General features: G+C 45.0%; 24 protein-coding genes. 7 read left to right on the top strand and 17 right to left on the bottom strand.

All coding sequences use genetic code 11. The features are described 5' to 3' along the window. Positions 1 to 1,367, bottom strand: a 1,367-nt coding sequence (locus ACE5CV_RS05090; RefSeq protein WP_374949084.1) for a CocE/NonD family hydrolase, incomplete at its 3' end; no start/stop codon positions are given. A 172-nt stretch (positions 1,368 to 1,539) separates the two neighbouring features. Here ACE5CV_RS05090 and ACE5CV_RS05085 point away from each other — a divergent pair. The 6 genes from ACE5CV_RS05085 to ACE5CV_RS05060 all read left to right on the top strand — a co-directional run bounded on the left by ACE5CV_RS05085 (position 1,540) and on the right by ACE5CV_RS05060 (position 6,461). Continuing rightward, a complete protein-coding gene (locus ACE5CV_RS05085) occupies positions 1,540 to 2,010 on the top strand; it encodes a hypothetical protein (protein ID WP_374949083.1) in 471 nt (156 codons plus the stop codon). A 297-nt stretch (positions 2,011 to 2,307) separates the two neighbouring features. Next, positions 2,308 to 3,711, top strand: coding sequence for a dihydrolipoyl dehydrogenase (gene lpdA, locus ACE5CV_RS05080; protein ID WP_374949082.1), 1,404 nt, complete (start codon positions 2,308 to 2,310; stop codon positions 3,709 to 3,711). Between the two features lie 40 nt (positions 3,712 to 3,751). Next, positions 3,752 to 4,138, top strand: a complete 387-nt coding sequence (locus ACE5CV_RS05075; protein WP_374949081.1) for a four helix bundle protein — start codon at positions 3,752 to 3,754, stop codon at positions 4,136 to 4,138. A 26-nt stretch (positions 4,139 to 4,164) separates the two neighbouring features. After that, on the top strand, positions 4,165 to 4,602 hold the full coding sequence (locus tag ACE5CV_RS05070) for a sterol desaturase family protein (RefSeq protein WP_374949080.1): 438 nt from the start codon (positions 4,165 to 4,167) through the stop codon (positions 4,600 to 4,602). Between the two features lie 42 nt (positions 4,603 to 4,644). Beyond that, positions 4,645 to 5,664 carry a UDP-N-acetylmuramate dehydrogenase gene (murB, locus tag ACE5CV_RS05065; RefSeq protein ID WP_374949079.1) on the top strand — a complete coding sequence of 340 codons (1,020 nt, stop codon included), beginning with the start codon at positions 4,645 to 4,647 and terminating at the stop codon, positions 5,662 to 5,664. Between the two features lie 260 nt (positions 5,665 to 5,924). Further along, positions 5,925 to 6,461 carry a sigma-70 family RNA polymerase sigma factor gene (locus ACE5CV_RS05060; protein WP_121246079.1) on the top strand — a complete coding sequence of 179 codons (537 nt, stop codon included), beginning with the start codon at positions 5,925 to 5,927 and terminating at the stop codon, positions 6,459 to 6,461. Between the two features lie 139 nt (positions 6,462 to 6,600). On the opposite strand, the gene ACE5CV_RS05055 is transcribed toward ACE5CV_RS05060, so the two are convergent. From ACE5CV_RS05055 to ACE5CV_RS05040, 4 genes are read right to left on the bottom strand one after another with little or no spacing between them, the layout of a single operon-like run. Beyond that, entirely contained in the window at positions 6,601 to 6,834 is a 234-nt protein-coding gene (locus ACE5CV_RS05055; protein ID WP_374949078.1) for a cytochrome b5 domain-containing protein, read from the bottom strand. After that, on the bottom strand, positions 6,831 to 7,514 hold the full coding sequence (locus ACE5CV_RS05050) for a lycopene cyclase domain-containing protein (RefSeq protein ID WP_374949077.1): 684 nt from the start codon (positions 7,512 to 7,514) through the stop codon (positions 6,831 to 6,833). Before ACE5CV_RS05050 ends, ACE5CV_RS05055 begins: the two co-directional genes overlap by 4 nt. Before the next feature lie 2 nt (positions 7,515 to 7,516). Continuing rightward, positions 7,517 to 8,089, bottom strand: coding sequence for a hypothetical protein (locus tag ACE5CV_RS05045; protein ID WP_374949076.1), 573 nt, complete (start codon positions 8,087 to 8,089; stop codon positions 7,517 to 7,519). Positions 8,090 to 8,107: 18 nt separating this feature from the next. After that, positions 8,108 to 8,941 carry a phytoene/squalene synthase family protein gene (locus ACE5CV_RS05040; RefSeq protein WP_374949075.1) on the bottom strand — a complete coding sequence of 278 codons (834 nt, stop codon included), beginning with the start codon at positions 8,939 to 8,941 and terminating at the stop codon, positions 8,108 to 8,110. 86 nt (positions 8,942 to 9,027) lie between these two features. Here ACE5CV_RS05040 and ACE5CV_RS05035 point away from each other — a divergent pair, with 86 nt between their 5' ends. After that, complete coding sequence (locus ACE5CV_RS05035; RefSeq protein WP_374949074.1) at positions 9,028 to 10,518, top strand: phytoene desaturase family protein; 1,491 nt, start codon at positions 9,028 to 9,030, stop codon at positions 10,516 to 10,518. A gap of 55 nt (positions 10,519 to 10,573) precedes the next feature. On the opposite strand, the gene ilvA is transcribed toward ACE5CV_RS05035, so the two are convergent. From ilvA to ilvD, 12 genes are all read right to left on the bottom strand, one after another. After that, positions 10,574 to 11,824: a threonine ammonia-lyase IlvA gene (ilvA, locus tag ACE5CV_RS05030; protein WP_374949073.1), complete on the bottom strand. Its 1,251-nt coding sequence runs from the start codon at positions 11,822 to 11,824 to the stop codon at positions 10,574 to 10,576. Positions 11,825 to 11,827: 3 nt separating this feature from the next. Further along, positions 11,828 to 12,994: a 2-isopropylmalate synthase gene (locus ACE5CV_RS05025; protein ID WP_374949072.1), complete on the bottom strand. Its 1,167-nt coding sequence runs from the start codon at positions 12,992 to 12,994 to the stop codon at positions 11,828 to 11,830. A gap of 97 nt (positions 12,995 to 13,091) precedes the next feature. Further along, positions 13,092 to 13,847, bottom strand: coding sequence for a class I SAM-dependent methyltransferase (locus tag ACE5CV_RS05020; RefSeq protein ID WP_374949071.1), 756 nt, complete (start codon positions 13,845 to 13,847; stop codon positions 13,092 to 13,094). A 45-nt stretch (positions 13,848 to 13,892) separates the two neighbouring features. Continuing rightward, the gene (gene leuB, locus ACE5CV_RS05015; protein ID WP_374949085.1) at positions 13,893 to 14,972 is read right to left on the bottom strand and encodes a 3-isopropylmalate dehydrogenase; all 1,080 of its coding nucleotides are present in this window, start codon (positions 14,970 to 14,972) and stop codon (positions 13,893 to 13,895) included. Positions 14,973 to 14,983: 11 nt separating this feature from the next. Beyond that, on the bottom strand, positions 14,984 to 15,778 hold the full coding sequence (locus ACE5CV_RS05010) for a class I SAM-dependent methyltransferase (RefSeq protein WP_374949070.1): 795 nt from the start codon (positions 15,776 to 15,778) through the stop codon (positions 14,984 to 14,986). 42 nt (positions 15,779 to 15,820) lie between these two features. Further along, the gene (leuD, locus tag ACE5CV_RS05005) at positions 15,821 to 16,408 is read right to left on the bottom strand and encodes a 3-isopropylmalate dehydratase small subunit (protein WP_374949069.1); all 588 of its coding nucleotides are present in this window, start codon (positions 16,406 to 16,408) and stop codon (positions 15,821 to 15,823) included. Positions 16,409 to 16,437: 29 nt separating this feature from the next. Then, positions 16,438 to 16,848, bottom strand: a complete 411-nt coding sequence (locus ACE5CV_RS05000) for a GxxExxY protein (RefSeq protein ID WP_374949068.1) — start codon at positions 16,846 to 16,848, stop codon at positions 16,438 to 16,440. An 18-nt stretch (positions 16,849 to 16,866) separates the two neighbouring features. Beyond that, positions 16,867 to 18,294 (bottom strand): 3-isopropylmalate dehydratase large subunit, encoded by a 1,428-nt coding sequence (leuC, locus tag ACE5CV_RS04995; RefSeq protein WP_374949067.1) that lies wholly within the window; start codon positions 18,292 to 18,294, stop codon positions 16,867 to 16,869. A gap of 141 nt (positions 18,295 to 18,435) precedes the next feature. Beyond that, positions 18,436 to 19,494, bottom strand: coding sequence for a ketol-acid reductoisomerase (gene ilvC / locus ACE5CV_RS04990; protein ID WP_374949066.1), 1,059 nt, complete (start codon positions 19,492 to 19,494; stop codon positions 18,436 to 18,438). A 137-nt stretch (positions 19,495 to 19,631) separates the two neighbouring features. Next, positions 19,632 to 20,237: an acetolactate synthase small subunit gene (gene ilvN / locus ACE5CV_RS04985; protein ID WP_374949065.1), complete on the bottom strand. Its 606-nt coding sequence runs from the start codon at positions 20,235 to 20,237 to the stop codon at positions 19,632 to 19,634. Between the two features lie 21 nt (positions 20,238 to 20,258). After that, positions 20,259 to 22,013, bottom strand: a complete 1,755-nt coding sequence (gene ilvB / locus ACE5CV_RS04980; RefSeq protein ID WP_374949064.1) for a biosynthetic-type acetolactate synthase large subunit — start codon at positions 22,011 to 22,013, stop codon at positions 20,259 to 20,261. Positions 22,014 to 22,056: 43 nt separating this feature from the next. After that, entirely contained in the window at positions 22,057 to 23,766 is a 1,710-nt protein-coding gene (gene ilvD, locus ACE5CV_RS04975) for a dihydroxy-acid dehydratase (protein ID WP_374949063.1), read from the bottom strand. Positions 23,767 to 24,300 lie beyond the last annotated feature (534 nt).

Raw genomic sequence — 24,300 nt, 5'->3', positions numbered from 1 at the left:
GCAAAACGCTGGTCCTCGCTCATGTAATTGTGCGGGGTAAAGCCCATAGTGGTGGTATTATCTTCGGTGTAAGGAACCGGTTTAAGCGGGTCGCTTACAAAAGAGGTAGAACCGGCACCTGCCGGCTGGCTGTTAGCCAGTTTGCCATCGGCACTTAAATACATTTTAAGGTGTGTTGCCGCAGGCGATGGCCATTTATCAAAAGTCGCCCATTCTTTTTTACCGGTGTTGTACATGTAAGCCTCTGGCAGGCCGCTGTTTTTATCACCGTTTCCTTTTAAAAAGTGATTGAAGAATTTCTGCTCTATCTGCGTTTGGTAAAACGTAGCAATGCTATCGCCAAAGTACACATTACTGTGCATGGTGTGGCCGGTTTCGCGCGACCACCTGCCGTGGCCAAACGGGCCCATCACAATGGTATTGTAAGCGTTAGGGTCTTTCTTTTCGATAGTTTTATAGATAGCAAGCGGGCCTGTTAAATCTTCGGCATCATACCAGCCGCCCACCAGCATTACCGCAGGTTTAACTTTGTTATAGTGTTTTAACAAACCACGTTTTTGCCAAAACTCGTCATAGCTTGGGTGGTTAATGGTTTCCTGCCAAAAAAAGTTGTTTTTGTAGTACTTGTCGGCGTTTTTAAGCGGGCCCATATCTAATAAGAATTGGTAACCATCGCGGGTGCCGGTTTTTATATTTTGTTCACCGTACCATGCTTTTGATGTGGTATCTGTTTTTTGCACACCAAATACCGGGTAAGTAAAGAAATACGACTCCAGTAAAGCGCCGTTATGGTGAAAATCGTCAAAGAAGAAATCAGAGATAGGTGCCTGCGGTGATGATGCCTTTAACGCCGGATGGTTGGATAAAATGCCGGCTGCTGTGTAAAATCCCGGGTAGCTGATACCCCACTGACCCACACGGCCGTTATTGCCGGTTGCATTTTTTACCAGCCAGTCTATAGTGTCATAAGTATCACTGCCTTCGTCTACATCAGTTTTTGCTTTTTTGTTGTCGATAACCGGGGTCATGTTAGTCCAGGTACCCTCGCTTTTGTAGCGGCCGCGCACATCCTGGTATACAAAAATGTAACCTTCCTGCATCATGAATTTTGACGGGCCTAAGCTGCCCGGATATTTAGTTTCGCCATAAGGGGCTATACTATAACACGTGCGCTGCATCATAATAGGATACTTGTTTGTTTTTGAAGCATCCTTTGGCGTATAGATGGAGGTGAACAGCTTTACGCCGTCGCGCATAGTGATGTAAACATCTTTTTTGGTGAAATGATCTTTAACATAGCTGCCCTGCGCAAATGATACGCTGCAGGCGATGGTTAATAATAATGATAAGGCGTAGATTTTTTTCATTGATGTGGGGATTAGTAGTGGCTAATTTAATAAGTATATTATAATAATACGAACGGTGTTAAGAGTGTTACAGAGTTTTTGCCAATAGGATTGCCCATTAAAGGAGCTTTACGGATAAACAAATATCGGTTGGGGCGGTTAATGGCTTATCAAATCATCTAACAAATCCATAATGAGAAATAAACTCTACCTGATCTCTGTACTGGCCTTAATGCTATCCTGTAAAAAAAATAACCCGCAGCCGCAGCCCAAAGCACCGGCAACTCCGGTTTCCGGCATGATCTATAGTTCCGCATTTACCGCGCAAAATGCCGTGGTGCGCACGGTTAGTTTTAGCTATCAAAACTACAAGCCGGGAGACCTCTTTAACATTTATTTGTCGGCCAATAAGAATGATGATTGCGCCGCCGATATTAACAGATTTTCGGTTAGGTTAAGTGTTCCTAAAAAGATAGGCAAATTTACAGAGAACGACATTTATGTACTGATCGACGATCCTAATTCTACGGATGGCGCATTATTCTCATCCGATAGCGTAATTGAGATCACGTCCATAACCGCAGATAAAGTAACTGGTAAAGTAGATGCCAGGTTCCAGAACAGCTACATTAAAGGGAGCTTTGAAGCGAAGATTTGTCAGTGATAACGTTGTTGTGTTTAAGAGAAAAGCGATAACAGCGAATGACGCATCCTAATTGGGCACAGTTCAAGAAGATTTCTCCTTGCTGTTGCTCGTTCGAAATGACATGAAGCTTTAACTGATGATTGGAAGTAGTTTTTTTCTCTTTGAAAACACGACGGCAAATAGGGCTTCAAATGCATATTTGAAGTATGTATATCCGCGCATCTACGCTCTGTCAGCCCCCTAACATTTTAATCATCTGCCTATTTATAAGCCTGTAAACATTCCTTAACTTTGCCAGCCATAAATACTACTACTATGCAATATGATGTTATCGTTATAGGTTCGGGTCCTGGTGGTTATGTTGCAGCTATACGCTGCGCCCAGCTCGGTTTAAAAACAGCAATTATCGAAAAGTATAGCACCCTTGGCGGTACCTGCTTAAATGTAGGCTGTATCCCGTCAAAGGCACTGCTTGATTCGAGCGAACACTACCATAACGCTGCACATACGTTTACAACGCATGGTATTAAGTTAGACAACCTGGGCATTGATTTTGGCCAGATGATCAAACGCAAGCAGGAAGTTGTTGATGCCAATACCAGCGGCATTAGCTACCTGATGAAGAAGAACAAGATTGACGTGCATGTAGGTGTAGGGTCGTTTAAAGATAAGAATACTGTTATTGTTACCACTGCTGATGGAAAAGCTACCGAGCTGACCACCGAAAAGGTGATCATTGCTACCGGTTCAAAACCGGCCAGCCTGCCCTTCCTGAAGATCGATAAACAACGCATTATCACATCTACCGAGGCTTTAAAACTTCCCGAGATCCCTAAACACCTTATCCTAATAGGTGGCGGTGTTATCGGTCTGGAATTAGGTTCGGTTTATGCGCGTTTAGGCGCTAAGGTATCTGTAATTGAATTTATGGATAGCATCATCCCAACCATGGATAAAGGCCTGGGCCGCGAGCTGCAAAAGGTGCTGAAAAAAATCGGTATGGAGTTTTACCTGGGCCATAAGGTTACCGGCGCTACTGTAAACGGCGATGAGGTTACGGTTACATTTGATAACCCTAAAGGCGAAAAACAGGAACTTAAAGGCGACTATTGTATGGTTGCTGTTGGCCGTGTAGCTTATACCGATGGTTTAGGGCTTGATAAAATTGGCATTACCGTAGAAGAGCGCGGCCGCAAAATAACGGTTGACGAGCACCTGGAAACCAGCGTTAAAGGTGTTTACGCTATTGGCGATGTGATAAAAGGCGCCATGCTGGCTCATAAGGCAGAGGACGAGGGTACTTTTGTTGCCGAGTTGATTGCCGGACAAAAACCACACATTAATTATAACCTGATACCGGGTGTTGTATATACCTGGCCGGAAGTTGCCGCTGTTGGTTATACCGAGGAGCAGTTGAAAGAAGCCGGTACAAAATATAAAACAGGGTCGTTCCCGTTCAAGGCGAGCGGCCGTGCCCGTGCAAGTGGCGACCTGGATGGCTTTGTTAAGGTGTTGGCAGATGCCACTACTGATGAAATTTTAGGTGTACACATGATCGGTCCGCGTGTTGCCGATATGATTGCCGAGGCGGTTATTGCCATGGAATTCCGCGCCAGTGCAGAGGATGTAACCCGCGCTAGTCACGCCCACCCAACCTACACTGAGGCCATGCGCGAAGCATGCTTAGCGGCAACGGAAAACAGGGCCATACATATATAGGTATTGTTATAATGTTGCAAGGTTTTAATGTTGAAACGTTTTGGGCAAGTTCGATAGATTTGAAGATTTAGATATTTGGAAAATAGCTGTTTCTATTGCTGTTGAAATTTATCTGCTTTGTGATTCTGAACCTTTAAAATCTGACTGGGGAATGAGAGACCAGATCAGACGCGCTGCATGTTCCATGTCAGATAATATTGCCGAAGGTTTTGAGTATAATAATAATCCTGATTTTGTCCGATATTTAAGATACGCTAAAGGATCTTCGGGTGAATTCAGGAATAAATTAGTTATACTTAACCAAGCTGGTAAGCTTGATCAAAAACTCTACGAAAGGTTGTACGAGAAAAGCGTTGAGTTTTCATCTAAAACAAAGTCTTTGATTGATTATTTGGTGAAATTTGAGGCTGACAAGAAAAAGAAATAACTTTCCAACGTTTCAACATTAAAACATTGCAACAAATAATTAACATAGGTATTATTCTAACAACCATCGCTGTTATGGAGCTCGCCTCCTGGGCTATGCATAAATACCTGTTTCACGGGCCGTTGTGGTTTATCCATAAAACGCACCACCAACAACGTCACGGTTGGTTCGAATTGAACGACCTGTTCAGCATTGGCTTTGCAGCCTTAGCCTTATGGATGATGTGGGTAGGGCACTCTACTTTAGATTACCGGTTTTGGATTGGCGCGGGTATCAGTACCTACGGGTGCATCTACTTTATTTTTCACGATTGGTTTATTCATAATCGCTTTAAAGCCTTTAAAAGCGATAACCGCTATCTGATGGCTATCCGTCGCGCACATAAGATCCACCATAAAACCACAGAAAAAAATCCTTCGGAAGAGTTCGGGTTACTGGTAGTGGGGAAGAAATGGTTTAGGTAGAAAGCCGACAAGCTTTAAAATAAAATTCCGAAATTCGCCGTCATGCTGCAAATCCAGGAAAACGTATCGCTTAAAAACTTCAACACTTTTGGTATCGATGCCAATGCCCGGTATTTTGTAGAGATCAGCCACGCCGATGAGGTGGCCGAGCTTTTTGCCGATCCAAAATGGCTGCAAATGCATCGCCTGGTTTTGGGTGGCGGCAGTAATATGCTGATGGTTTCGGATTTTGATGGCCTGGTGATCCGCCTGAACATCCGCGGTATCGAACACCGCATCAGTCACGATGATGTTTTTGTAGAAGCCGGTGCAGGCGAGGTATGGAACGACCTGGTAAACTTTTGTGTCGACCGTGGTTATGCTGGTATGGAAAACCTGAGCCTGATCCCTGGATCGGTAGGGGCATCACCTATTCAAAACATCGGCGCGTATGGTGTCGAACTGAAAGATGTGTTCGACAGCTGCCAGGCCGTAGAGATAGCCACCGGCAATATCCGCACGTTTAATAAAGAAGAATGTAAGTTCGGCTACCGCGAAAGCGTATTTAAAACCGAACTGTCCGGTAGGTATATTATTGTATCGGTAAAGTTCCGTTTGTCTTTAAACCCCAACATTAACATCCAGTACGGAGCAATAGAGCAGGAACTGGCCAACCGTGGCATCACGGAGCCTACTATTAAAGATGTATCGCAGGTGGTGTCGCATATCCGTGTATCCAAACTTCCTGATCCGTCTACTATTGGTAATGCCGGTAGCTTCTTTAAAAACCCGGTGATCACTGCTGCCGAGTTTGCACCTGTTGCAGCACAATTCCCTGATGTGGTTAATTACCCTGCAGGCGAAGGCATGGTTAAGCTGGCTGCAGGCTGGCTGATTGAACAATGCGGCTGGAAAGGAAAAACTGTTGGCAACACCGGCACATGGAAGAACCAGGCACTGGTTTTAGTAAACCATGGCGGAGCAACCGGAGCAGAAGTGTATAGCCTGTCGTCGCAAATCATAGACAGTGTGTACACTAAATTTGGCGTTACCCTACAACGCGAGGTTAATATTATTAGTTAAAATATTTACTTCAAAGAAAATTTCATTAAAACTTCATCTCCAGTAAGTTAAAGTAATTATTACCGTTAGGTTACCCTATTGCTGTTCCCGCTTGCGGTAAAAATGCTAAAGCCTGATTTACAGCTGATTATGTTTTATTTGTTGATAGTTGCTGTGTAAACAGCGTTGTCTGACGGCATGCCAACCAGTTGTAGTTATTTATGTATACAAAATTAGTTGGTACTATGTTTGAATACTACTCAATACAAAACATTAACAGAATGACAAAGATTGAGTTTAACACCCTGGTATTACGTCAAGCAAGTTCATTAAGGTCATACGCCTTACACTTTACTCATGACGCCGACGATGCTAACGACCTTGTTCAGGATACAATGTTGAAAGCCATTACTTATTACAATAAGTTTAAAGAAGGTACCAACTTGAAAGGATGGTTGTATACAATCATGAAGAACACCTTTATTAACAACTACCGCCGTTTTGTTAAGATGAGCACTTTCGTAACCAAGAGCGATGAAATTTCATCACCTAACCTGGTATTCAGCTCAACTAAAAACCAGGGCGAAGCAAAGTTTGTAATGGATGATATCAAACGCGCTTTAGACCGTTTACCATCAGATTACTATGTGCCATTCACCATGTATTTTGAAGGCCACAAATATCACGAGATTGCTGATCATTTGACCATACCAATTGGTACCGTTAAAACCCGTATCCACGTAGCCCGCAAATTGCTTAAAAAGAATTTGAAAGCTTATGATAACGGTGTAGCAAAACCAATCTACGCTGAAAACTAAAATAATTAAACTCAAATTATATAGAAAAAGCCTGCTTGTAAAAGCGGGCTTTTTCATTTATGGAAATTTAGGTCCTCACTTATTTATCCCACAAAAGAGACAGAAATGTCTTTATTAGTTTAATTATAAGGTAACTACCTTACAATTTTCCAATCGCAGTGAATTTTTCAAAAACGGTTTCGGTATGGGGGGCGTCGGCAAGTTCGGCAGTTAGGTCCTGGCCGGCCCAGTGCTCATAATGTTTGCCGTTTCTCCATAGCCGGCTGTCGGTTACATCATAAATAATGCCTTTGTAGGCCACCCAGATCTGGGGTTTGTCCTGTCCGTTCCGCAATGCTAATTGCGAGCGGGTATAAGTTGGTAGTTCCGTCATACAGCCGCTTCTTTTTTATCTTTAAAATACTGAAAGAACGCGATATTCATCATTAGGAGGGCCATGCTATAAAAATGATCTTCGAACGGGATGGTCCAGATACGGACGCCCATGTTTTGTTCGTCGTTATAAAGCACAACAGGGATAGAAGTAAGCAATCCGTTAACAACGTAAAATGGAATCAATGATACCAGGTAAGCCATGTAAAACCTGCCCAGCCATGGTGCTTTAACGAAAAATAATAATGCAATAAGTATCACACCCAAAAGGCTGAAAGTTACCGCCGTGTAAAGCTTATCTGCATGGCCCATCAAAATAAATGCTGATGCCAGCGCGATGATGCCGGAAATGCTTCTGGCAACGTCCTGATTTATAGTCCACTTAATATAGTAATTTAAGCAGGCGTATATAAAAATGCAGGCAAACGGTACGGTAAGGAAAAATAAGATCTCTTCTACCGGGAGTTCGAAAAATTCAATCCCGGTAATGTACTTATCGTTAAACGACCATACACCATGGATGGTAAACAGTACGTCCCAAAACAGGAACAGCAATCCAGTTATGGCCATTCCCGGTATAATAAACCGCCAGCTTTTATAAAAGGCAACCCGCTTATCAAAAGATAAAATCACCGGAAATAGAATAGTAAAGAAGTTGATAAGCAAGTAAGTGTATTTCACAGCTAAAGGGCGGCTAAATGCTTTTTAAGGTCGGTGCTTTCGGTAGGTGTACAGCGCTCAGAAGCTATTAAAAAGCTGATAATGGTTTTAACCAGCGGTTTATCGGCCTGCGCATAGTACTGTTTGTCCAGTTGTTTAATGATCTCGATCCTATCGCTGGTTAAATTTTTATTGTAACCTAAAAAGCCCGGCACATTATGCTCTATCGAGAAACGCATAAACCTGATCTCGATATTGTGAGGATCGCGGGTTACCGCTTTTACAAATGTTTTTTCTGAACTGTTGAGATATTTTACCTTAAAGTAAGGGTTCCAGGCGTGTTTTGCTTTTAAAGCCTCGAGTGTACCTATATAACCATTTAAAAGCGCCGACCGCTCCTTCATGTTCTCCAGGTTGGTGTATAACGAATCGGTGGTTTTTTTGCTGTCAATTGCTGTAACCAGCAGCTTGCGGATCTGATGAAGATTAGGTTCGGCCACATCAACGCTATAAATAGCTGCACTAAACCCTATGGTTACCAGCGACAGGCAAAATGCTGAAAGCAAATAAATTTTATATTTAAGCAGCATCGGCATACAGAGCTATTAGTTGTGCTAAATTACGTTAAGCTTTTGATGTAACACAGCTTTTAAGTATAAACCGAATTTTTTTGTGTCTGATACCCTTATCCGCTTTTGTGTCAGCGTACCTGCGCTTGTGCCCTTTATTTTTTTAAAAAGCTGTAAATAGTAAACGTAAGCAACATAAACGCCCAACCTGCTGCCTTTTGGCAGCAATTTAATGCCCTCTAACGCATCGTCGAAATCTTTTTTGATGTCTGTTTCGATAAAGGTTTTGTCGGCCTGGGTGAAGTTGGTAAAATCTACCTGGGGGAAATAAGTTCGCCCGCGGTCCTCATAATCCGATTTGATATCCCGCAAAAAGTTGATCTTCTGAAACGCCGAGCCTAAGCTACGGGCCTTTGGTACCAGCCGGTCGTAAAGGTCACAGTCGTTTTCAACAAATATCCGCAGGCACATCAGGCCAACTACTTCTGCCGAACCGTAAATGTAAACCTTGTAACCGTCGGCATCATAAGCAGTCTTATCCAAATCCATTTTCATGGAATTGAGGAAAGATTCGATCAGTTCTTTTTCGATGCCATACTGATTAACCACTTGCTGAAATGACTGCAAAACGGGATTAGTGCTGATGCCCCTGTCAATAGCCTTAAAGGTTTCCTCACGGAACTCGTCGATCAATTCGCGCTGGTTATAGTCGTAAAAGGTATCTACAATTTCATCGGCATAGCGTACAAAACCGTAAATAGCGTAAACCGGATACCTAAACCTTTCTTCAAAGGCCTTAATGCCGTTGCTGAACGATGTACTATATTTAATAGTGATCAGTTTACTGCACTCAAAACAGGTTTCATCAAATAAAGTCATCGCACGGGTCGGTTACGGTAAAGGTACAAAATGATTGCTGTATTGTTTTTCAGAAGGCTGCTACAATTTGCTTAATTTGGCTGCTGATGGGCGAATCAAAGCATATAGTTGTCATCGGAGCCGGATTTGCGGGATTGGCATCGGCTTGCATACTGGCAAAGGAAGGTTACCGCGTAACCGTATTGGAGAAAAACGACCAGCCCGGCGGGCGCGCACGTGTGTGGGAAAAAGACGGGTTTAAATTTGATATGGGACCCAGCTGGTATTGGATGCCCGATGTATTTGAAAATTTTTTCGCCTTGTTCGGAAAAAAACCTGCCGATTTTTACAACCTTAAGCGGCTTGATCCCGGTTACCGCATTTATTACGGTAAGGATGATGTAATGGATGTGCCTGCGGATATGGGGCGATTGGAAGCCTTGTTCGAGGCGACGGAGCAAGGCAGCAGTACCGGCCTGCGCAAATTTTTGGAGCAGGCAGCCTACAAATACAAAGTAGGTATGGGCGAATACGTTTTTCGCCCCTCGCATGCCATTACGGAGTTTATCGACTTTAACCTGATCCGGAAAAGCCTGAGCATGCAGTTGCTTACCAGCATGAGCAGCCATGTGCGCAAATACTTTAAGAATCCTAAGCTTATTAAGATGCTGGAGTTCCCGGTGTTGTTTTTGGGGGCTACCCCCCAGGATACGCCTGCTATGTACAGCATGATGAACCATGCCGACCTTGCACTGGGTACATGGTACCCAATGGGAGGAATGAATGAGATTGTAAAAGCAATGGTGAGTATTGCCGAAAGTTACGGTATAGACATCAGGCTGAATACTGAAGTAACAAAGATTGAAACGACAGAAGGTAAAGTAAGTAAGATTGTGACTACAGGGGGCGAGCTAATTGCCGATTTTGTAATTACCGGTGCCGACTATGAGCATGTAGACCAGCATCTGCTTTCAGAGCCAGATCGTAACTATTCCGAAAAGTACTGGGATACCCGTACAATGTCTCCCTCAAGTTTGTTATTCTATATCGGTCTGGATAAACAAGTGCCCGATATTCAGCACCACAATTTGTTTTTTGACGAGGATTTTGAACAGCATGCAAAAGAGATCTACAAAGAACCGCAATGGCCTGCCAAGCCGCTGTTTTACGTTTGCTGTACATCTAAAACAGACCCGGATGCGGCACCGGCAGGAGGTGAAAACCTTTTCTTTCTGATGCCTGTTGCACCAGGGCTAACCGATGATGATGCTACCCGGGAGAAGTACTTTGATTTGATGATCAACCGGTTTGAAGACATTACCGGCCAAAGCATCCGCAATAACATTGTGCTGAAACGCAGCTATGCGTTAAATGATTTCAAAGCTGATTATCATTCGTTTAAAGGCAATGCCTATGGCCTGGCTAATACCCTTGCCCAAACAGCATTTTTTAAACCGGCCATGCGGGCAAAGCACATCAAAAATATGCTTTACACCGGTCAGCTCACCGTGCCTGGCCCCGGCGTGCCACCGGCTTTGATATCCGGACAGATAGCGGCTAAAGAAGCCATGAAGATATTGGAGAGACAGGCTTATTAACAAATATGTCATTGCGGGGAGCCTAGCTTTAGCTCGCAATGACATAGCTGATTAACTACACCAAATACTCAAACAGCGTCTGGTCGCGGTTCAATTCAATCACCTCAAACCGGTGCTCTTCCATGCGTTGCAGTAAAGAAGGGTAGTCTTCGGCGTTTTTTAATTCGATACCTACCAGGGCAGGGCCGTTCTCTTTTGAGTTTTTCTTGATGAATTCAAAACGGGTAATGTCGTCTCCCGGCGAAAGTACGTTGTTCACAAAAAGTTTCAATGCGCCCGGGCGCTGCGGAAAGCGTACTATAAAATAGTGCTTTAACCCTTCGTACAGTAGCGATTTCTCTTTGATCTCCTGCATGCGGTCGATATCGTTATTGCCTCCGCTGATCACGCAAACCACTTTTTTGCCTTTTATTTGGTCTTTAACCGCATCAAGCGCGGTTACGGATAACGCGCCTGCAGGTTCAACCACTATCGCATCTTCATTATAAAGTTTTAATATGGTGGTGCAAACTTTGCCTTCCGGCACGGTAAGCATATCATCCAATATCTCCCGGCAAATAGCAAAAGTTTTATCGCCCACACGTTTAACGGCGGCACCATCAACAAAGCGGTCAATGTGCGACAGGGCGGTATTATCGCCATTATTGATAGCGGTGAGCATGGATGGTGCACCTTCCGGTTCAACCCCAATCAGCTTAATGCCAGGCAAGTGTTGCTTTAAATATGTACCTGTACCTGCCGCGAGCCCGCCGCCGCCAATAGGCATTATAATCACCTCTATATCCGGCAGGTCCTGCAAAATTTCAATACCCACAGTTCCCTGGCCTTCAATAACACGCAGGTCATCAAACGGCGGAATAAAGGCCATGCCATGCTTTTCGGTATAGATAAGTGCTTCGCGCAGGCAATCGTCAAATGTATCGCCGGTTAAAACCAGTTCCACATTGCCATTACCAAACATCTCTGTTTGCTTTACTTTTTGCTTGGGCGTAATCTCGGGCATAAAAATAACACCTTTAATGCCGCGTTTTTTGCATGAATAAGCCACACCCTGGGCGTGGTTGCCTGCACTGGCGCAAACTACGCCTTTGCTTAATTGCTCGTCGCTTAGTTGGGCTATCATGTTGTAAGCACCACGCAATTTGTACGAGCGTACAATTTGCAGGTCCTCACGCTTCAGATAGATCTCGCATTCATATTTGGCCGAAAGGCCATCGTTGTACTCCAGTGGTGTATGCCTAACAACATCCTTTAGCCTTTGGTAGGCGGCATCAAAATCTAAATGCGCTTGCGTTACAGTATCCATAAGTTAGTTCTTTACTAACCTGTAAGCCATCAGGCCCTGCAGGTCATCATCATTTATATCCAGCTTACGGTCGGCAAGGGTTAAAAAGCTCTTATAAACTTCGTACAGCTCATCTTTATCCAATTTGTGGCCCAACCTTTCCAGGTGGAATTTAAGGGCATGGCGGCCGCTGCGCGCAGTTAAAACAATACTTGCGCTTGGGAAGCCCACATCCTCCGGGCGAATGATCTCGTAGTTTTCGCGGTTCTTTAAAAAACCGTCCTGGTGAATGCCCGAGCTGTGCGCAAATGCATTGCTGCCCACAATCGCTTTGTTTGGTTGTACCGGCATCCGCATCTGGCTGCTGATCATCCGGCTCATTTCAAAAAAGTTTTTGCTGTTTACGTTGGTATGCAGGCCAAGAACCTGGTGCGTTTTCAGGATCATCACGACCTCTTCGATAGAGGTGTTGCCGGCACGTTCGCCAATACCATTGATAGTACCTTCTATCTGGCGGGCGCCGTTTTGCAGGCCGGCGATAGAGTTGGCGGTAGCCAGCCCCAGATCATTGTGGCAGTGTACGGATATAACAGCCTTATCAATATTTTTAACATTCTCTTTTAAAAATTTGATCTTACTTCCGTACACATCGGGCAGGCAGTAACCGTTAGTATCGGGTATATTTACTACAGTAGCCCCTGCTTCGATAACGGCTTCGACCATGCGGGCAAGGTATTCAACATCAGCCCGGCCGGCATCTTCGGCGTAAAACTCAATATCCTCTACCGATTTTTTCGCGTATTTAACCGCATCGACAGCCCGCTCCAGGATCTCCTCCCGGGTACTGTTAAATTTCAGTTTGATGTGGGTATCAGAAGCGCCTATCCCTGTATGGATCCGCGGCCTTTTGGCATACTTCAATGATTCTACAGCAACATCGATATCCATTTTGTTGGCGCGCGTAAGGGCGCAAACCACCGGCTCTTTTACTGCTTTAGAGATCTCGACAACACTCATAAAATCTCCCGGACTTGACACAGGGAAGCCTGCCTCAATAATATCTACGCCCAGCGTTTCCAGTTCGCGGGCTATCTCGATCTTTTCGGGCGTGGTTAACTGGCAGCCCGGTACCTGCTCGCCATCGCGAAGCGTGGTGTCAAAAACATAAACGCGGTTAGGGTCGTGTAACATAATTTTTTAGTTTATTTGTTTTACGTGCTACGTTTTAGGTATTACGTATTTTGCTTTGAACTATTGGCGGTACGTAAAACATATTACGTATCACCTACTACTCTTTTATTGCTATAAATCTTAATCGTACATAGTCGGTGTACCATTGCCCGTTATCGTTGTAATGGGGTTCCAGCAAGCCGGTAATTTCATCTAATATTTCGGGCAAGGCATTCTCAGGTACCGCTGTAAAAAACGAGGGTCCAAACATCCTAAGCCATTTCGCAACGCCGTGCCGGCCATCCTGTAATAGGGTTTTCCTGTCAAAATGGGCCATGTAGGTAACCCTGAAACCCTGCTGCTCCAGCCTGGCGGCATATTGTGCCGGCGAAGGGAAATACCAGGGATTATTTTCATCAACCTTGTCATAGCCATAATTGGCCAACACTTGTTTGGTTGCTGCAACCATGTGGTGCATATTGCCCTTGCCACCCATTTCGGCAACAAAGCGGCCACCGGGTTTAAGGGCGTCGTAAATTTGTTTGATGGCCGCATCAGCATCTTTGATCCAATGCAATGTCGCGTTAGAAAACACCGCATCGAAGGGCTCCTCAAAGCTAAAGGCCGTAGCATCGGCCACAACAAAGTCGATATCAGGATAGCTGTCTCTCGCTTTAGCAATCATATCGGCAGATGCATCAATGCCCGTAACCACGCCGCCCTGTTTGCAGATTTCGCTGGTTAAGTAACCGGTACCGCAGCCCAGGTCCAGGATATGCTCGCCGGACTTTACACCCAGCAATTCCAACACATTCTCGCCGTATTGAAATACGAAAGAATGTTTGTCGTCATATAAATCAGCGTTCCATTTCATCTTTTTGGGTCATTAGTCATTAAGTCGTTTTTGCCTTTTGACTTTTTAATTTTGACTTAAATACTCCAATATCTTTTGGCCCATAGCTTTTGTGCCTAAAATTTTAGCCGGGTCGGTTTTGGCATCGGCGATGTCTCCGGTGCGGTAACCTTCTTTTAAAGTTTTGTCGATAGCGTCAGTTACCTTCTTTGCCTCATCTTTTAATCCGAAACTGATCTCGAGCATTAATGCTACCGATAAGATAGATGCCAGCGGGTTAGCCTTGTCCTGCCCGGCAATATCATGCGCTGAGCCATGGATAGGTTCAAAGAAACCCGTACCATCACCAATAGAGGCAGATGCCAGCATGCCCATGGAGCCTGCGATTTGTGATGCCTCATCAGTAAGGATATCGCCAAAAAGGTTGGCTGTTAACACCACATCAAACTTTTTAGGGTTTTTAACCAGCTGCATGGCGGCATTGTCAATAAACATGTGCTCGGTCTCTACATCCGGATATTCTTTAGCCAGGTCCTGAACCACCTCTCGCCACAGGCGCGATGATTCCAGCACGTTAGCTTTATCTACCGAACATAAACGTTTGCTGCGCGTGCGTGCAGCTTCAAAAGCTTTTGTGGCTATACGTTCTACCTCGTAACGGTGGTAGATCATCAGATCAGATGCGGTACGGCGGTCCTCACTGCGTTTTTTCTCTCCAAAATATACGTCGCCCGTCAACTCACGGAAGAAAAGGATATCAGTACCTTTCAGTATCTCCGGCTTTAAGCTGGATGCATCCAGCAGCTCATCAAAAAGCATAATTGGGCGCAGATTGGCGTATAACCCCAACTCTTTACGAATTTTCAATAAGCCCTGCTCCGGGCGAATTTTTGCCGATGGATCGTTGTCATATTTGGCATGGCCAACCGCCCCAAAAAGTATGGCGTCGCTGGCTTTAGCCTTATCTAATGTTTCTTCGGGCAAGGGCTCGCCGGTAGCTTCAATAGCCACGTGGCCCATCAACCCATCATCATAGGTAAATTGATGGCCAAATTGCCCTGCAATTTTTTCCAGTACGGCTTTGCCCCAGGTAGTTACCTCCGGGCCGATGCCATCACCGGGTATTACTAATATTTTCTTTGTGATTCCCATTTGTATTATTCGTTAACCCCGCGCACCTCTGTTAATTTCATTACCATCAGCTGCGCATCGCTTTGTATCCATTCATTGTATTTGGCAATAGCCTGTAATCTGTCATCATCGGTAATGTAACCTTCTTCAACCAGTTGGGTCATTTGCGCAACGGACGACCAGATACCTGCTTTGTGCTCAAAATTAGCTTCACCTTTTGTGTAAGTTTCACTGGCATCAAGTACCTCAGTTGCCTTAAAGCCGGCTTCTTCAAAATAGCCGGGCAAATCTTCGGCTATATGGTTATTCATGCCTGCATCGGCGCGCCACCTCAAAAAGGTAGCGTAAAATTTAAGCATGCTTACCGGAGGTTGCGGCCGCCATTGCAGTGCCTCGTGGTTATAATCCAGAATTGATAAAATGCCGCCCGGTTTCAGCATCGATTTAAGTCTCGCAATTGTTTCTTGCGGATTGCTGAGCCATTGTAATACCCTTGCAGCTACTATCAGATCGAATTTTTTTAACGGGCTGTAGATAAAGATGTCTGCATGGATCAAATCCAGGTTTTTAACATCCGCATACGTTTCCCGCCCGCTTTCTATAAAATAGGCCGTGTGGTCTATGCCGGTAACATGCCCGGTTTCGCCAACTAAATTGGCGATGTCTTTAGAGATAGCTCCGGTACCGCAGCCAATATCCAACACTTGCCAGCCTTGTTGGATAAGGGGAGGCAGGGTAGCATAGTCGGCAGCAAGGCTGCGCTCGTCAAATAATTTTGCAGTGCCTTTGCCTTCGCGTTTGATCTCTTTTTGTTGGTTCATTACTTTTTTGTCATTTGGCAATTAGTCATTGGCTGTTGCCTTTTACCTTTGCTGCTCAAATTCTTCAACCAGTTCCTTTTTACTCAGGATGTAATCAATATCATCGTAACCGTTGGTCATGCAGGCTTTTTTGTACGGATTTACCTCAAAGCTTTCCTGCTCGCCACTTGCCGAGATCCGGATGAATTGATCAACCAGGTCGATCTCAATTTCGGCATGTGGGTCAGCATCAATGGCGTCAAATAATTTTTTTAAAAAATCATCGCTCACCTGTACCGGCAGCAAACCGTTGTTCAATGCATTGCCTTTAAAAATATCGGCAAAGAAACTGCTCACCACGGCATCAAAGCCATAATCGGCCAGTGCCCAGGCAGCATGCTCACGACTGCTTCCACAACCAAAGTTTTTGCCGGCAACCAATATTTTGCCGCTGTATTTTGGTTCATTCAATACAAAATCGGCCTTCGGGTTGCCGTCGTTATCAAAACGCCAGTCGCGAAAAAGGTTATTGCCAAAGCCCTCGCGGGTAGTGGCCTTTAAAAACCGTGCGGGGATGATCTGGTCCGTATCGATATTCTCGATAGGCAGGGGCACCGCGCTGGTTTGGATATGTTTAAATATTTTGGTCATCTGAATCAGAATTTACAGAATTTAAGAATTTACAGAATGCCTGTTTTCTTATTCTGAGGTTGTTGTAAATTATATCGTTGATTAAATATTAACTTGTATTGAAGACTTTGACTGCCGAAGTTTATCAATAAGCCTAAAGGATAATTGTAGGCCACTGTGTAATTTTTCGCTTGTGCTAAATGCACGTCCTCCAAGTTAATAAGTGCTTTTAACTCTACAGACAGTCGCCCTTCAACTATAAAATCAGCTCTTCTTGTTCCTACATTTATACCTTCATAGAAAATAGGCTGTTCTTCTTCCCTCACAAATTTCACGTCTGCTTTAGCTAACTCAATAGCCAAACAACGTTGATAAATAACTTCCTGAAACCCATTTCCAAGGGTGTTATGCACTTTCATAGCGCATCCAATTACCTTATATGTGAGTTCATCCCTTTCCATTAGATTAATAACATTCTATTAATTCTCTAATTCTGAAAATTCTGATTCAGAATAAAATTCCCTTATATCTGTAACCACTCCTGTTATGGCACTTGCCGCCGCTGTTAACGGGCTGGCCAGAAACGTACGTGAGTTAGGGCCCTGCCTGCCTTCAAAATTTCTGTTAGAGGTAGATACACAATATTTCCCTGCGGGGATCTTATCTTCGTTCATGCCCAAGCATGCACTGCATCCCGGTTCGCGCAGCGGGAAGCCGGCCGCATCAAAGATCTTATCAAGCCCCTCGCGAATAGCTTGTTCCTGCACCTGTTTAGAACCAGGTACAACCCATACCGTAACGTTATCGGATTTGTGCTTGCCTTTTACAAATTCGGCTACCTGGCGCAGGTCTTCAATACGGCTATTGGTACAGCTGCCAATGAATACATAATCTATAGGTTTGCCTAATAATTGTTCATCATCGTGCAGGCCCATATAATCCAGCGCCTTTTTGTAGGAGCCCTGTTCTTTCTGCTCGAACGAAGCAGTCTCCGGCACGTGCTGTGTAACACCAATGCCCATGCCCGGATTGGTTCCGTAGGTGATCATCGGCTCAATATCTTCGGCGTTAAAGCTTAGTACACTGTCAAATTCTGCATCTTCATCAGAGTACAAAGTTTGCCAGTAAGCAACGGCTTTATCCCAATCTTCGCCTTTTGGCGCAAACTCCCGGCCTTTAACATAATTAATGGTTGTCTCGTCCGGCGCTATTAATCCGCAACGGGCACCCATCTCAATGCTCATGTTACAGATGGTCATGCGGCCTTCCATACTCAAAGCACGGATTGTATCGCCTGCATATTCAACTGCATAACCCGTACCGCCGGCGGCCGAGATCTGCGAGATAATGTACAGGATGATATCTTTTGCACCAACACCGTTTTGCAGCTTGCCGTTCACTTCTATCTTCATGCGTTTTGGGCGCTGCTGCAATAAACACTGGGTTGCCATAACCTGCTCAACCTGCGAGGTGCCTATACCAAACGCTATGGCACCAAAGGCGCCGTGTGTTGAAGTATGGCTATCGCCGCAAACATAAGTGCCCCCAGGGCGCGTAATGCCCAGTTCAGGGCCTATAACGTGGACGATACCTTGGAAGGGATGCCCCAAACCGTAAAGTTCGATGCCGAACTCCGCACAGTTTTTGGTAAGCATATCAACCTGGTAGCGGGAAAGTTCTTCTTTAATGGGTAAGTGCTGGTCCCATGTAGGTACGTTGTGGTCGGCAGTGGCAACGGTTTGTTGCGGCCTGAAAACAGGTAAGCCCCTTACGCGCAAACCGTCAAATGCCTGCGGACTGGTAACCTCGTGTATAAAATGTGTATCGATGTATAAGATATCCGGAAAACCCTCGTTGCTACTGACGACGTGCGCATCCCAAATTTTGTCGAATAATGTTTGTCCCATTTTAGTATCAAGTAGTTAGTATCAAGTATCAAGCAACCCCGGGCGCTTAATACCAGTATTGTTCAGTATAAGTAGCAAGTACTTAATATCTGCCATCAAAAAATCTGATACCTGATACTAGATACTTGCTACTAAAGAAATTTATGCTTCTACAGCCTGGTTTTCCGGGCGTAAGCTGCGTACGGTTTTACCTGCCTGCCATAACTCGCTTTCGCGCAATTCTGCTAATTCCGCATCCAGCTTTTCGCGGTAATCCGGCTTGCTGTTGCTGTCGATAGATTTTTGCGATTCGACACCGGTTGCAACACTGTTATATAACTCTTCGAATACCGGTTTGGTAGCGTCACGGAATTTTTTCCACCAGTCTAAAGCGCCGCGCTGTGCGGTGGTTGAGCAATTGGCGTACATCCAGTCCATACCATTTTCAGCAACTAATGGCATCAACGATTGGGTCAGCTCTTCAACAGTTTCATTAAAAGACTCTGAAGGTGAGTGGCCGTTTGCGCGCAACACATCGTACTGTGCCGCAAAAATACCTTGGATGCAACCCATCAGCGTACCACGCTCGCCGGTTAAATCGCTAAATACTTCTTTCTTGAAATCAGTTTCGAACAGGTAACCGCTACCTACAGCAATACCTAAAGCGATAACACGCTCAAAGGCTTTACCGGTAGCATCCTGGAAAATAGCGTAGCTTGAGTTTAAGCCACGGCCCTGCAGGAACATACGGCGTAATGACGTACCTGAACCTTTGGGCGCAACCAAAAATACATCAACATCGGCTGGAGGGATTATGCCCGTTTGCTCATTAAAAGTGATCCCAAAACCGTGAGAAAAATATAATGCCTTACCGGGAGTTAAGTGTTTTTTAACGGTTGGCCACAAAGCAATTTGTGCTGCATCGCTCAATAAATAGCAAATAACAGTTCCTTTTTCTAAAGCTTCCTCAATTTCAAAAAGGGTTTCGCCGGGTACAAAGCCATCACTTACCGCTTTATCCCAGGTTTTAGTGCCTTTACGCTGGCCAACAATTACGTTAATGCCGTTATCCTTTTGATTAAGCGCCTGGCCCGGGCCTTGTACGCCGTAGCCAATTACAGCTATAACCTCGTCTTTTAAAACGTCCTGAGCTTTTGATAAAGGGAACTCTTCGCGGGTTACTACATTTTCTTCACTACCGCCGAAATTTAGTTTTGCCATTGTTTTTGTTTTTTGATTTTGGTGATTTCATCGATTCAGATGATTTCGCCGATTGATCTTTTATTGTGATTTATAATAGTTCTGTTCTTTGTCTGAATCAGGATTTACAAAATTTAAGAATTTTCAGAATTCTGATCTTACATCGTAAATACCTTTTGGCCTTTGTTCAGATATTCGTTCTCGGCCACTTCTTCGCCCGGTTCCAGTCTTTCAAATTCGCGAAGCTTGGTGTTGAAGCCTTCGCTGTTTTTTATGATGGCCACACGCGCGCTGCGTACAAATTCTATCAGGCCGTAAGGCTGCAGGATTTTGATTAGCGCGTCGGTTTCTTCGCGGTGTCCGGTGGTTTCAAATACTGTATAATCCTTGCGGATAACCACCGCACGGGCGCCATTCTCGCGCAGTAAGCGCTCCACACTTACCTGCTCGGCTATAACATCTGTCGATACCTTGTAGAGCGCCAATTCCTGCCATATCACATCGGCATTGGTATGATAATACACTTTTAAAACCTCTACCTGTTTCTCTATCTGGCGGGTTAACTTGCGCACTACTTCTTCAGACTCGGTGATCACGATATTGAACCGATGAATACTCTCGATCTCGGAAGGGGAGGTGTTCAGGCTGTCAATATTGATCTTGCGCCTGGTGAAGATAATAGCAATACGGTTCAGTAAACCAATTTGATTTTCTGTGTAAACCGTTATATTAAATTCCTGCTTTTCGTTATCCTGGGTTTCCATGTTGTTCTCTTTAGGGGGATGTTACTTTAACCTGATCTCGCTTACGCTGCAACCTTGCGGCACCATTGGGAATACGTTGTTCTCTTTGGTCACCATGATCTCTAACAGGTAAGAGCCATTATGATCTATCATCGTCTGTAAGGATGAGGTTAGGTCTGCGCGCTCGTCAATCATTTTGCCTTCAATGCCGTAGCCTTTGGCTACCATTACAAAATCTGGGCTTTGAATATCCACAAACGAGTAACGGCGCTCATTAAACAGCTCCTGCCACTGGCGCACCATCCCCAGGAAACGGTTGTTGAGGATAATGATCTTTACATTAACACCACTCTGCATAATGGTACCCAACTCCTGTAAGGTCATCTGGAAACCACCATCGCCAATAATGGCAACAACCTTACGCTCCTGTGCGCCAAATTTAGCGCCTATAGCTGCCGGTAATGCAAAACCCATAGTGCCCAAGCCGCCACTGGTAACATTGCTGCGGGTGTTATTAAACTGCGCGTAACGGCAAGCTACCATCTGGTGCTGGCCCACATCCGTTACAATAACTGCTTCGCCTTTGGTAATATCGTTCAGTTGTTTGATCACTTCGCCCATGGTCATCTCGCCGGTGGTTGGGTTTAGTTCCTGGTGAATTACGGCGTCAACTTCTTTTTGGGTATAGTCGTTAAACAAAGCCAGCCACTCGTCATGCTTTTTTGCCTCAACGGCTGCTGTAAGCAGGGGGAGGGTTTCTTTACAATCGCCCCATACCGGTACTGTAGATTTTACATTTTTGTCTATCTCGGCCGGGTCAATGTCCAAATGAATCACTTTTGCCTGTTTGGCATATTTATCCAGGCGACCTGTTACACGGTCGTCGAAACGCATACCAATGGCAATCAGTACATCGCACTCATTGGTTAATACATTTGGGCCGTAGTTGCCATGCATTCCCAACATACCTACATTTTGCGGATGGTCTGTAGGGATAGCGCCTGCACCCAGGATTGTCCATGCCGCGGGGATGCCGCTCTTTTCTATAAAGGTTTTAAACTCCTGCTCGGCACTACCTAATATTACGCCTTGTCCCCATATAATAAACGGTTTTTTGGCCTGATTAATCAATTCGGCAGCCTGTTGAATGTATTGCGGCCTTACAATAGGTTTTGGCCTGTAACTACGGATATGGTTGCATTTGATGTAACCCTCGTAGTCGAATTTCTGGATCTGTGCATTCTTGGTAATATCGATCAACACCGGGCCGGGCCTGCCGCTTTTGGCGATATAAAATGCCTTGGCAATCACCTCCGGAATTTCGGTAGCATCAGTCACCTGGTAGTTCCATTTGGTAACCGGGGTAGTGATGTTGATCACGTCTGTTTCCTGAAAAGCATCTGTACCTAAAAGGTGGGCAAATACCTGTCCGGTGATGCAAACCAATGGGGTGCTGTCTATCTGTGCATCGGCCAAACCGGTAACCAAGTTGGTTGCGCCGGGGCCGCTTGTAGCAAACACCACACCCACCTTGCCTGATGTACGGGCGTAACCCTGGCCGGCGTGGATGCCGCCCTGCTCATGGCGGACAAGGATATGATTCAGCTTTTCTTTGTAATCGTAAAGGGCATCATAAATAGGCATGATAGCGCCGCCAGGGTAACCGAAAATAGTTTCCACACCTTCCGCAATCAGCGCTTCCAGTAAAGCTACTGATCCGGAAACCTCAATGGTGGTTGGCTTTGCAACTTCTGTTGTAATTGCGCCTATCTCTTGTGTGATTGTTTGTGTTTCCATATTACACCGATTGCACTGATTTTATCTCTATTTCTGATTCTTATTAAAACTCATCCGTAACGCAGCCTTCTGCCGCATTGCTTACTGTTTTGGCGTAACGGTATAAAAGGCCTTTGCTTACTTTTAGGGCCGGTTGTTGCCATGCGGCCTTGCGGGCAGCCATTTCCTCGTCGCTTAATATCACGTTGATGGTATTTTTGGTCGCGTCGATGATGATCTGGTCGTTATCTTTAATAAGGCCGATAGCACCACCGTCAAAAGCTTCGGGCGTGATGTGGCCCACCACAAAGCCATGCGTGCCACCACTAAAGCGGCCATCTGTGATGAGTGCGACCGAACTGCCCAAGCCGGCACCAAAAATGGCCGACGTTGGTTTTAGCATTTCGGGCATGCCCGGCGCACCTTTAGGGCCCACGTTGCGGATAACCACCACATCGCCCTTTTGAACGCGGCCGCTCTGGATGCCGGCGATCAACTCGAATTCACCATCAAACACCCTTGCAGGGCCTTCAAAATGGGTGCCTTCTTTACCGCTGATCTTGGCTACGCTGCCGCCCTCGGCAATATTTCCGTACAGTATTTGTAAGTGGCCGGTTGCCTTGATCGGGTTTTCGGCAGGAAGAATTATCTTTTGCGATTCAAAATCCATTTCAGGCACCTCGGCCAGGTTTTCGGCAATGGTTTTGCCGGTAACCGTTAGGCAGTGGCCGTGCAGCCAGCCTTGCGCCAGGCAGTATTTCATAACCGCCGGCACGCCGCCCACATTGTGCAGGTCTTCCATCATGTACTTGCCGCTCGGCTTCATATCTGCAAGAACCGGGATGCGGTTGCTTACGGTTTGAAAATCATCCTGCGTTACTTTAACGCCTACACTTTTAGCCATTGCTATCATGTGCAAAACCGCGTTGGTACTGCCGCCCAATACCATAATTACCACCATGGCATTTTCAAATGCCTCGCGGGTCATGATATCACTTGGTTTAATGTCTTTCTCTAATAATATTTTGATTGCCTTACCTGCTGCGAGGCATTCGGCTTTCTTTTCGTCGCTTAAGGCGGGGTTTGATGAGGAGTAGGGCAAACTCATCCCCAATGCCTCGATAGCTGCCGCCATGGTGTTAGCCGTGTAAATGCCACCACAGGCACCTGCGCTTGGGCAGGCATTTTTTATTACACCCATAAAATCTTCGGGGGTGATCTGCCCGGCTATTTTTTTGCCTAAAGCCTCAAATGCCGATACGATGTTCAGGTCTTCGCCTTTCCAATGGCCGGGTTTAATAGTACCGCCATATACCATTATCGACGGGCGGTTTAACCTGCCCATCGCCATAATAGATCCCGGCATATTTTTATCGCAACCGGGCAGCGTGATCAGGCCATCATAATACTGGGCACCGGTAACTGCCTCTATTGAATCAGCAATAATGTCACGGCTAACCAGCGAGTAACGCATGCCTTCTGTTCCGTTGCTCATACCATCGCTAACACCAATCGTATGAAAGATGAGGCCTACCAAATCTTCGTCCCAGATGCCTTGTTTTACCAGTTTGGCCAGGTCATTCAGGTGCATGTTGCAGGTGTTACCATCGTAACCCATACTGGCTACGCCAACCTGCGCTTTTTGCATATCATCATCAGTAAGGCCAATGCCGTAAAGCATGGCCTGCGCGGCGGGCTGTGTAGGGTCTTGCGTAAAGGTTTTGCTATATTTATTTAATTCTATAGCGGTAGAAGTATCTGCTGATGAACTCATATTCATTTTAACGTTTTGCGCGTAACACCGTCAAATCACGAAAAGTGATATGATCTGGATTGCGTTTATGTAAGTTAGATATAGCCTTAAGGAATAGCAAGACTTTAAAATAATTTTTAAAATAAGTATTTAATTCTTTATATATTTTAATTTCAATATTTAATTCTTATTAAATTGTAATTATACAAATATAATTTTTATCATGCTATACCAAAGTTTAAAACGGTATTTAGTATGTTTTTTATGCATGCATAGTAAGTTGCCGAAATTCGGCGTGAAATGGGTGGTAGGAAGGAATTTTTAAGTGATGAGACAGCTTTAGCCGACGTCCTTAAAAACCTGTCAGTGGAAATTTTTATTTAACATTGTAAGCCGACTATCGAATAACATGAACGCCTTTAAATTAGAGATTCTGCCGACAAGTTTACTGCAAGCATATTGTTGTGAGGTGGATGATTCTTTGTTGGCGAAGTTTGAAAAGCTGGAAGAAAGCCCTGTCTCAATATCAACATTTAGCTTTTATACATCGGTATC

Source organism: Mucilaginibacter sp., from assembly GCF_964263795.1.
Taxonomy (GTDB): domain Bacteria; phylum Bacteroidota; class Bacteroidia; order Sphingobacteriales; family Sphingobacteriaceae; genus Mucilaginibacter.
The sequence above is the reverse complement of the archived record's forward strand: the minus strand, read 5'-3'. Positions and strand labels throughout refer to the sequence as shown.

Coding starts and splice junctions, on each gene's coding strand:
- ACE5CV_RS05085 (WP_374949083.1), top strand. CDS start 1,540: ATGAGAAATAAACTCTACCTGATCTCTGTACTGGCCTTAATGCTATCC.
- lpdA (WP_374949082.1), top strand. CDS start 2,308: ATGCAATATGATGTTATCGTTATAGGTTCGGGTCCTGGTGGTTATGTT.
- murB (WP_374949079.1), top strand. CDS start 4,645: ATGCTGCAAATCCAGGAAAACGTATCGCTTAAAAACTTCAACACTTTT.
- ACE5CV_RS05060 (WP_121246079.1), top strand. CDS start 5,925: ATGACAAAGATTGAGTTTAACACCCTGGTATTACGTCAAGCAAGTTCA.
- ACE5CV_RS05055 (WP_374949078.1), bottom strand. CDS start 6,834: ATGACGGAACTACCAACTTATACCCGCTCGCAATTAGCATTGCGGAAC.
- ACE5CV_RS05045 (WP_374949076.1), bottom strand. CDS start 8,089: ATGCCGATGCTGCTTAAATATAAAATTTATTTGCTTTCAGCATTTTGC.
- ACE5CV_RS05040 (WP_374949075.1), bottom strand. CDS start 8,941: ATGACTTTATTTGATGAAACCTGTTTTGAGTGCAGTAAACTGATCACT.
- ACE5CV_RS05035 (WP_374949074.1), top strand. CDS start 9,028: ATGGGCGAATCAAAGCATATAGTTGTCATCGGAGCCGGATTTGCGGGA.
- ilvA (WP_374949073.1), bottom strand. CDS start 11,824: ATGGATACTGTAACGCAAGCGCATTTAGATTTTGATGCCGCCTACCAA.
- ACE5CV_RS05025 (WP_374949072.1), bottom strand. CDS start 12,994: ATGTTACACGACCCTAACCGCGTTTATGTTTTTGACACCACGCTTCGC.
- ACE5CV_RS05020 (WP_374949071.1), bottom strand. CDS start 13,847: ATGAAATGGAACGCTGATTTATATGACGACAAACATTCTTTCGTATTT.
- ACE5CV_RS05010 (WP_374949070.1), bottom strand. CDS start 15,778: ATGAACCAACAAAAAGAGATCAAACGCGAAGGCAAAGGCACTGCAAAA.
- leuD (WP_374949069.1), bottom strand. CDS start 16,408: ATGACCAAAATATTTAAACATATCCAAACCAGCGCGGTGCCCCTGCCT.
- ACE5CV_RS05000 (WP_374949068.1), bottom strand. CDS start 16,848: ATGGAAAGGGATGAACTCACATATAAGGTAATTGGATGCGCTATGAAA.
- leuC (WP_374949067.1), bottom strand. CDS start 18,294: ATGGGACAAACATTATTCGACAAAATTTGGGATGCGCACGTCGTCAGT.
- ilvC (WP_374949066.1), bottom strand. CDS start 19,494: ATGGCAAAACTAAATTTCGGCGGTAGTGAAGAAAATGTAGTAACCCGC.
- ilvN (WP_374949065.1), bottom strand. CDS start 20,237: ATGGAAACCCAGGATAACGAAAAGCAGGAATTTAATATAACGGTTTAC.
- ilvB (WP_374949064.1), bottom strand. CDS start 22,013: ATGGAAACACAAACAATCACACAAGAGATAGGCGCAATTACAACAGAA.
- ilvD (WP_374949063.1), bottom strand. CDS start 23,766: ATGAGTTCATCAGCAGATACTTCTACCGCTATAGAATTAAATAAATAT.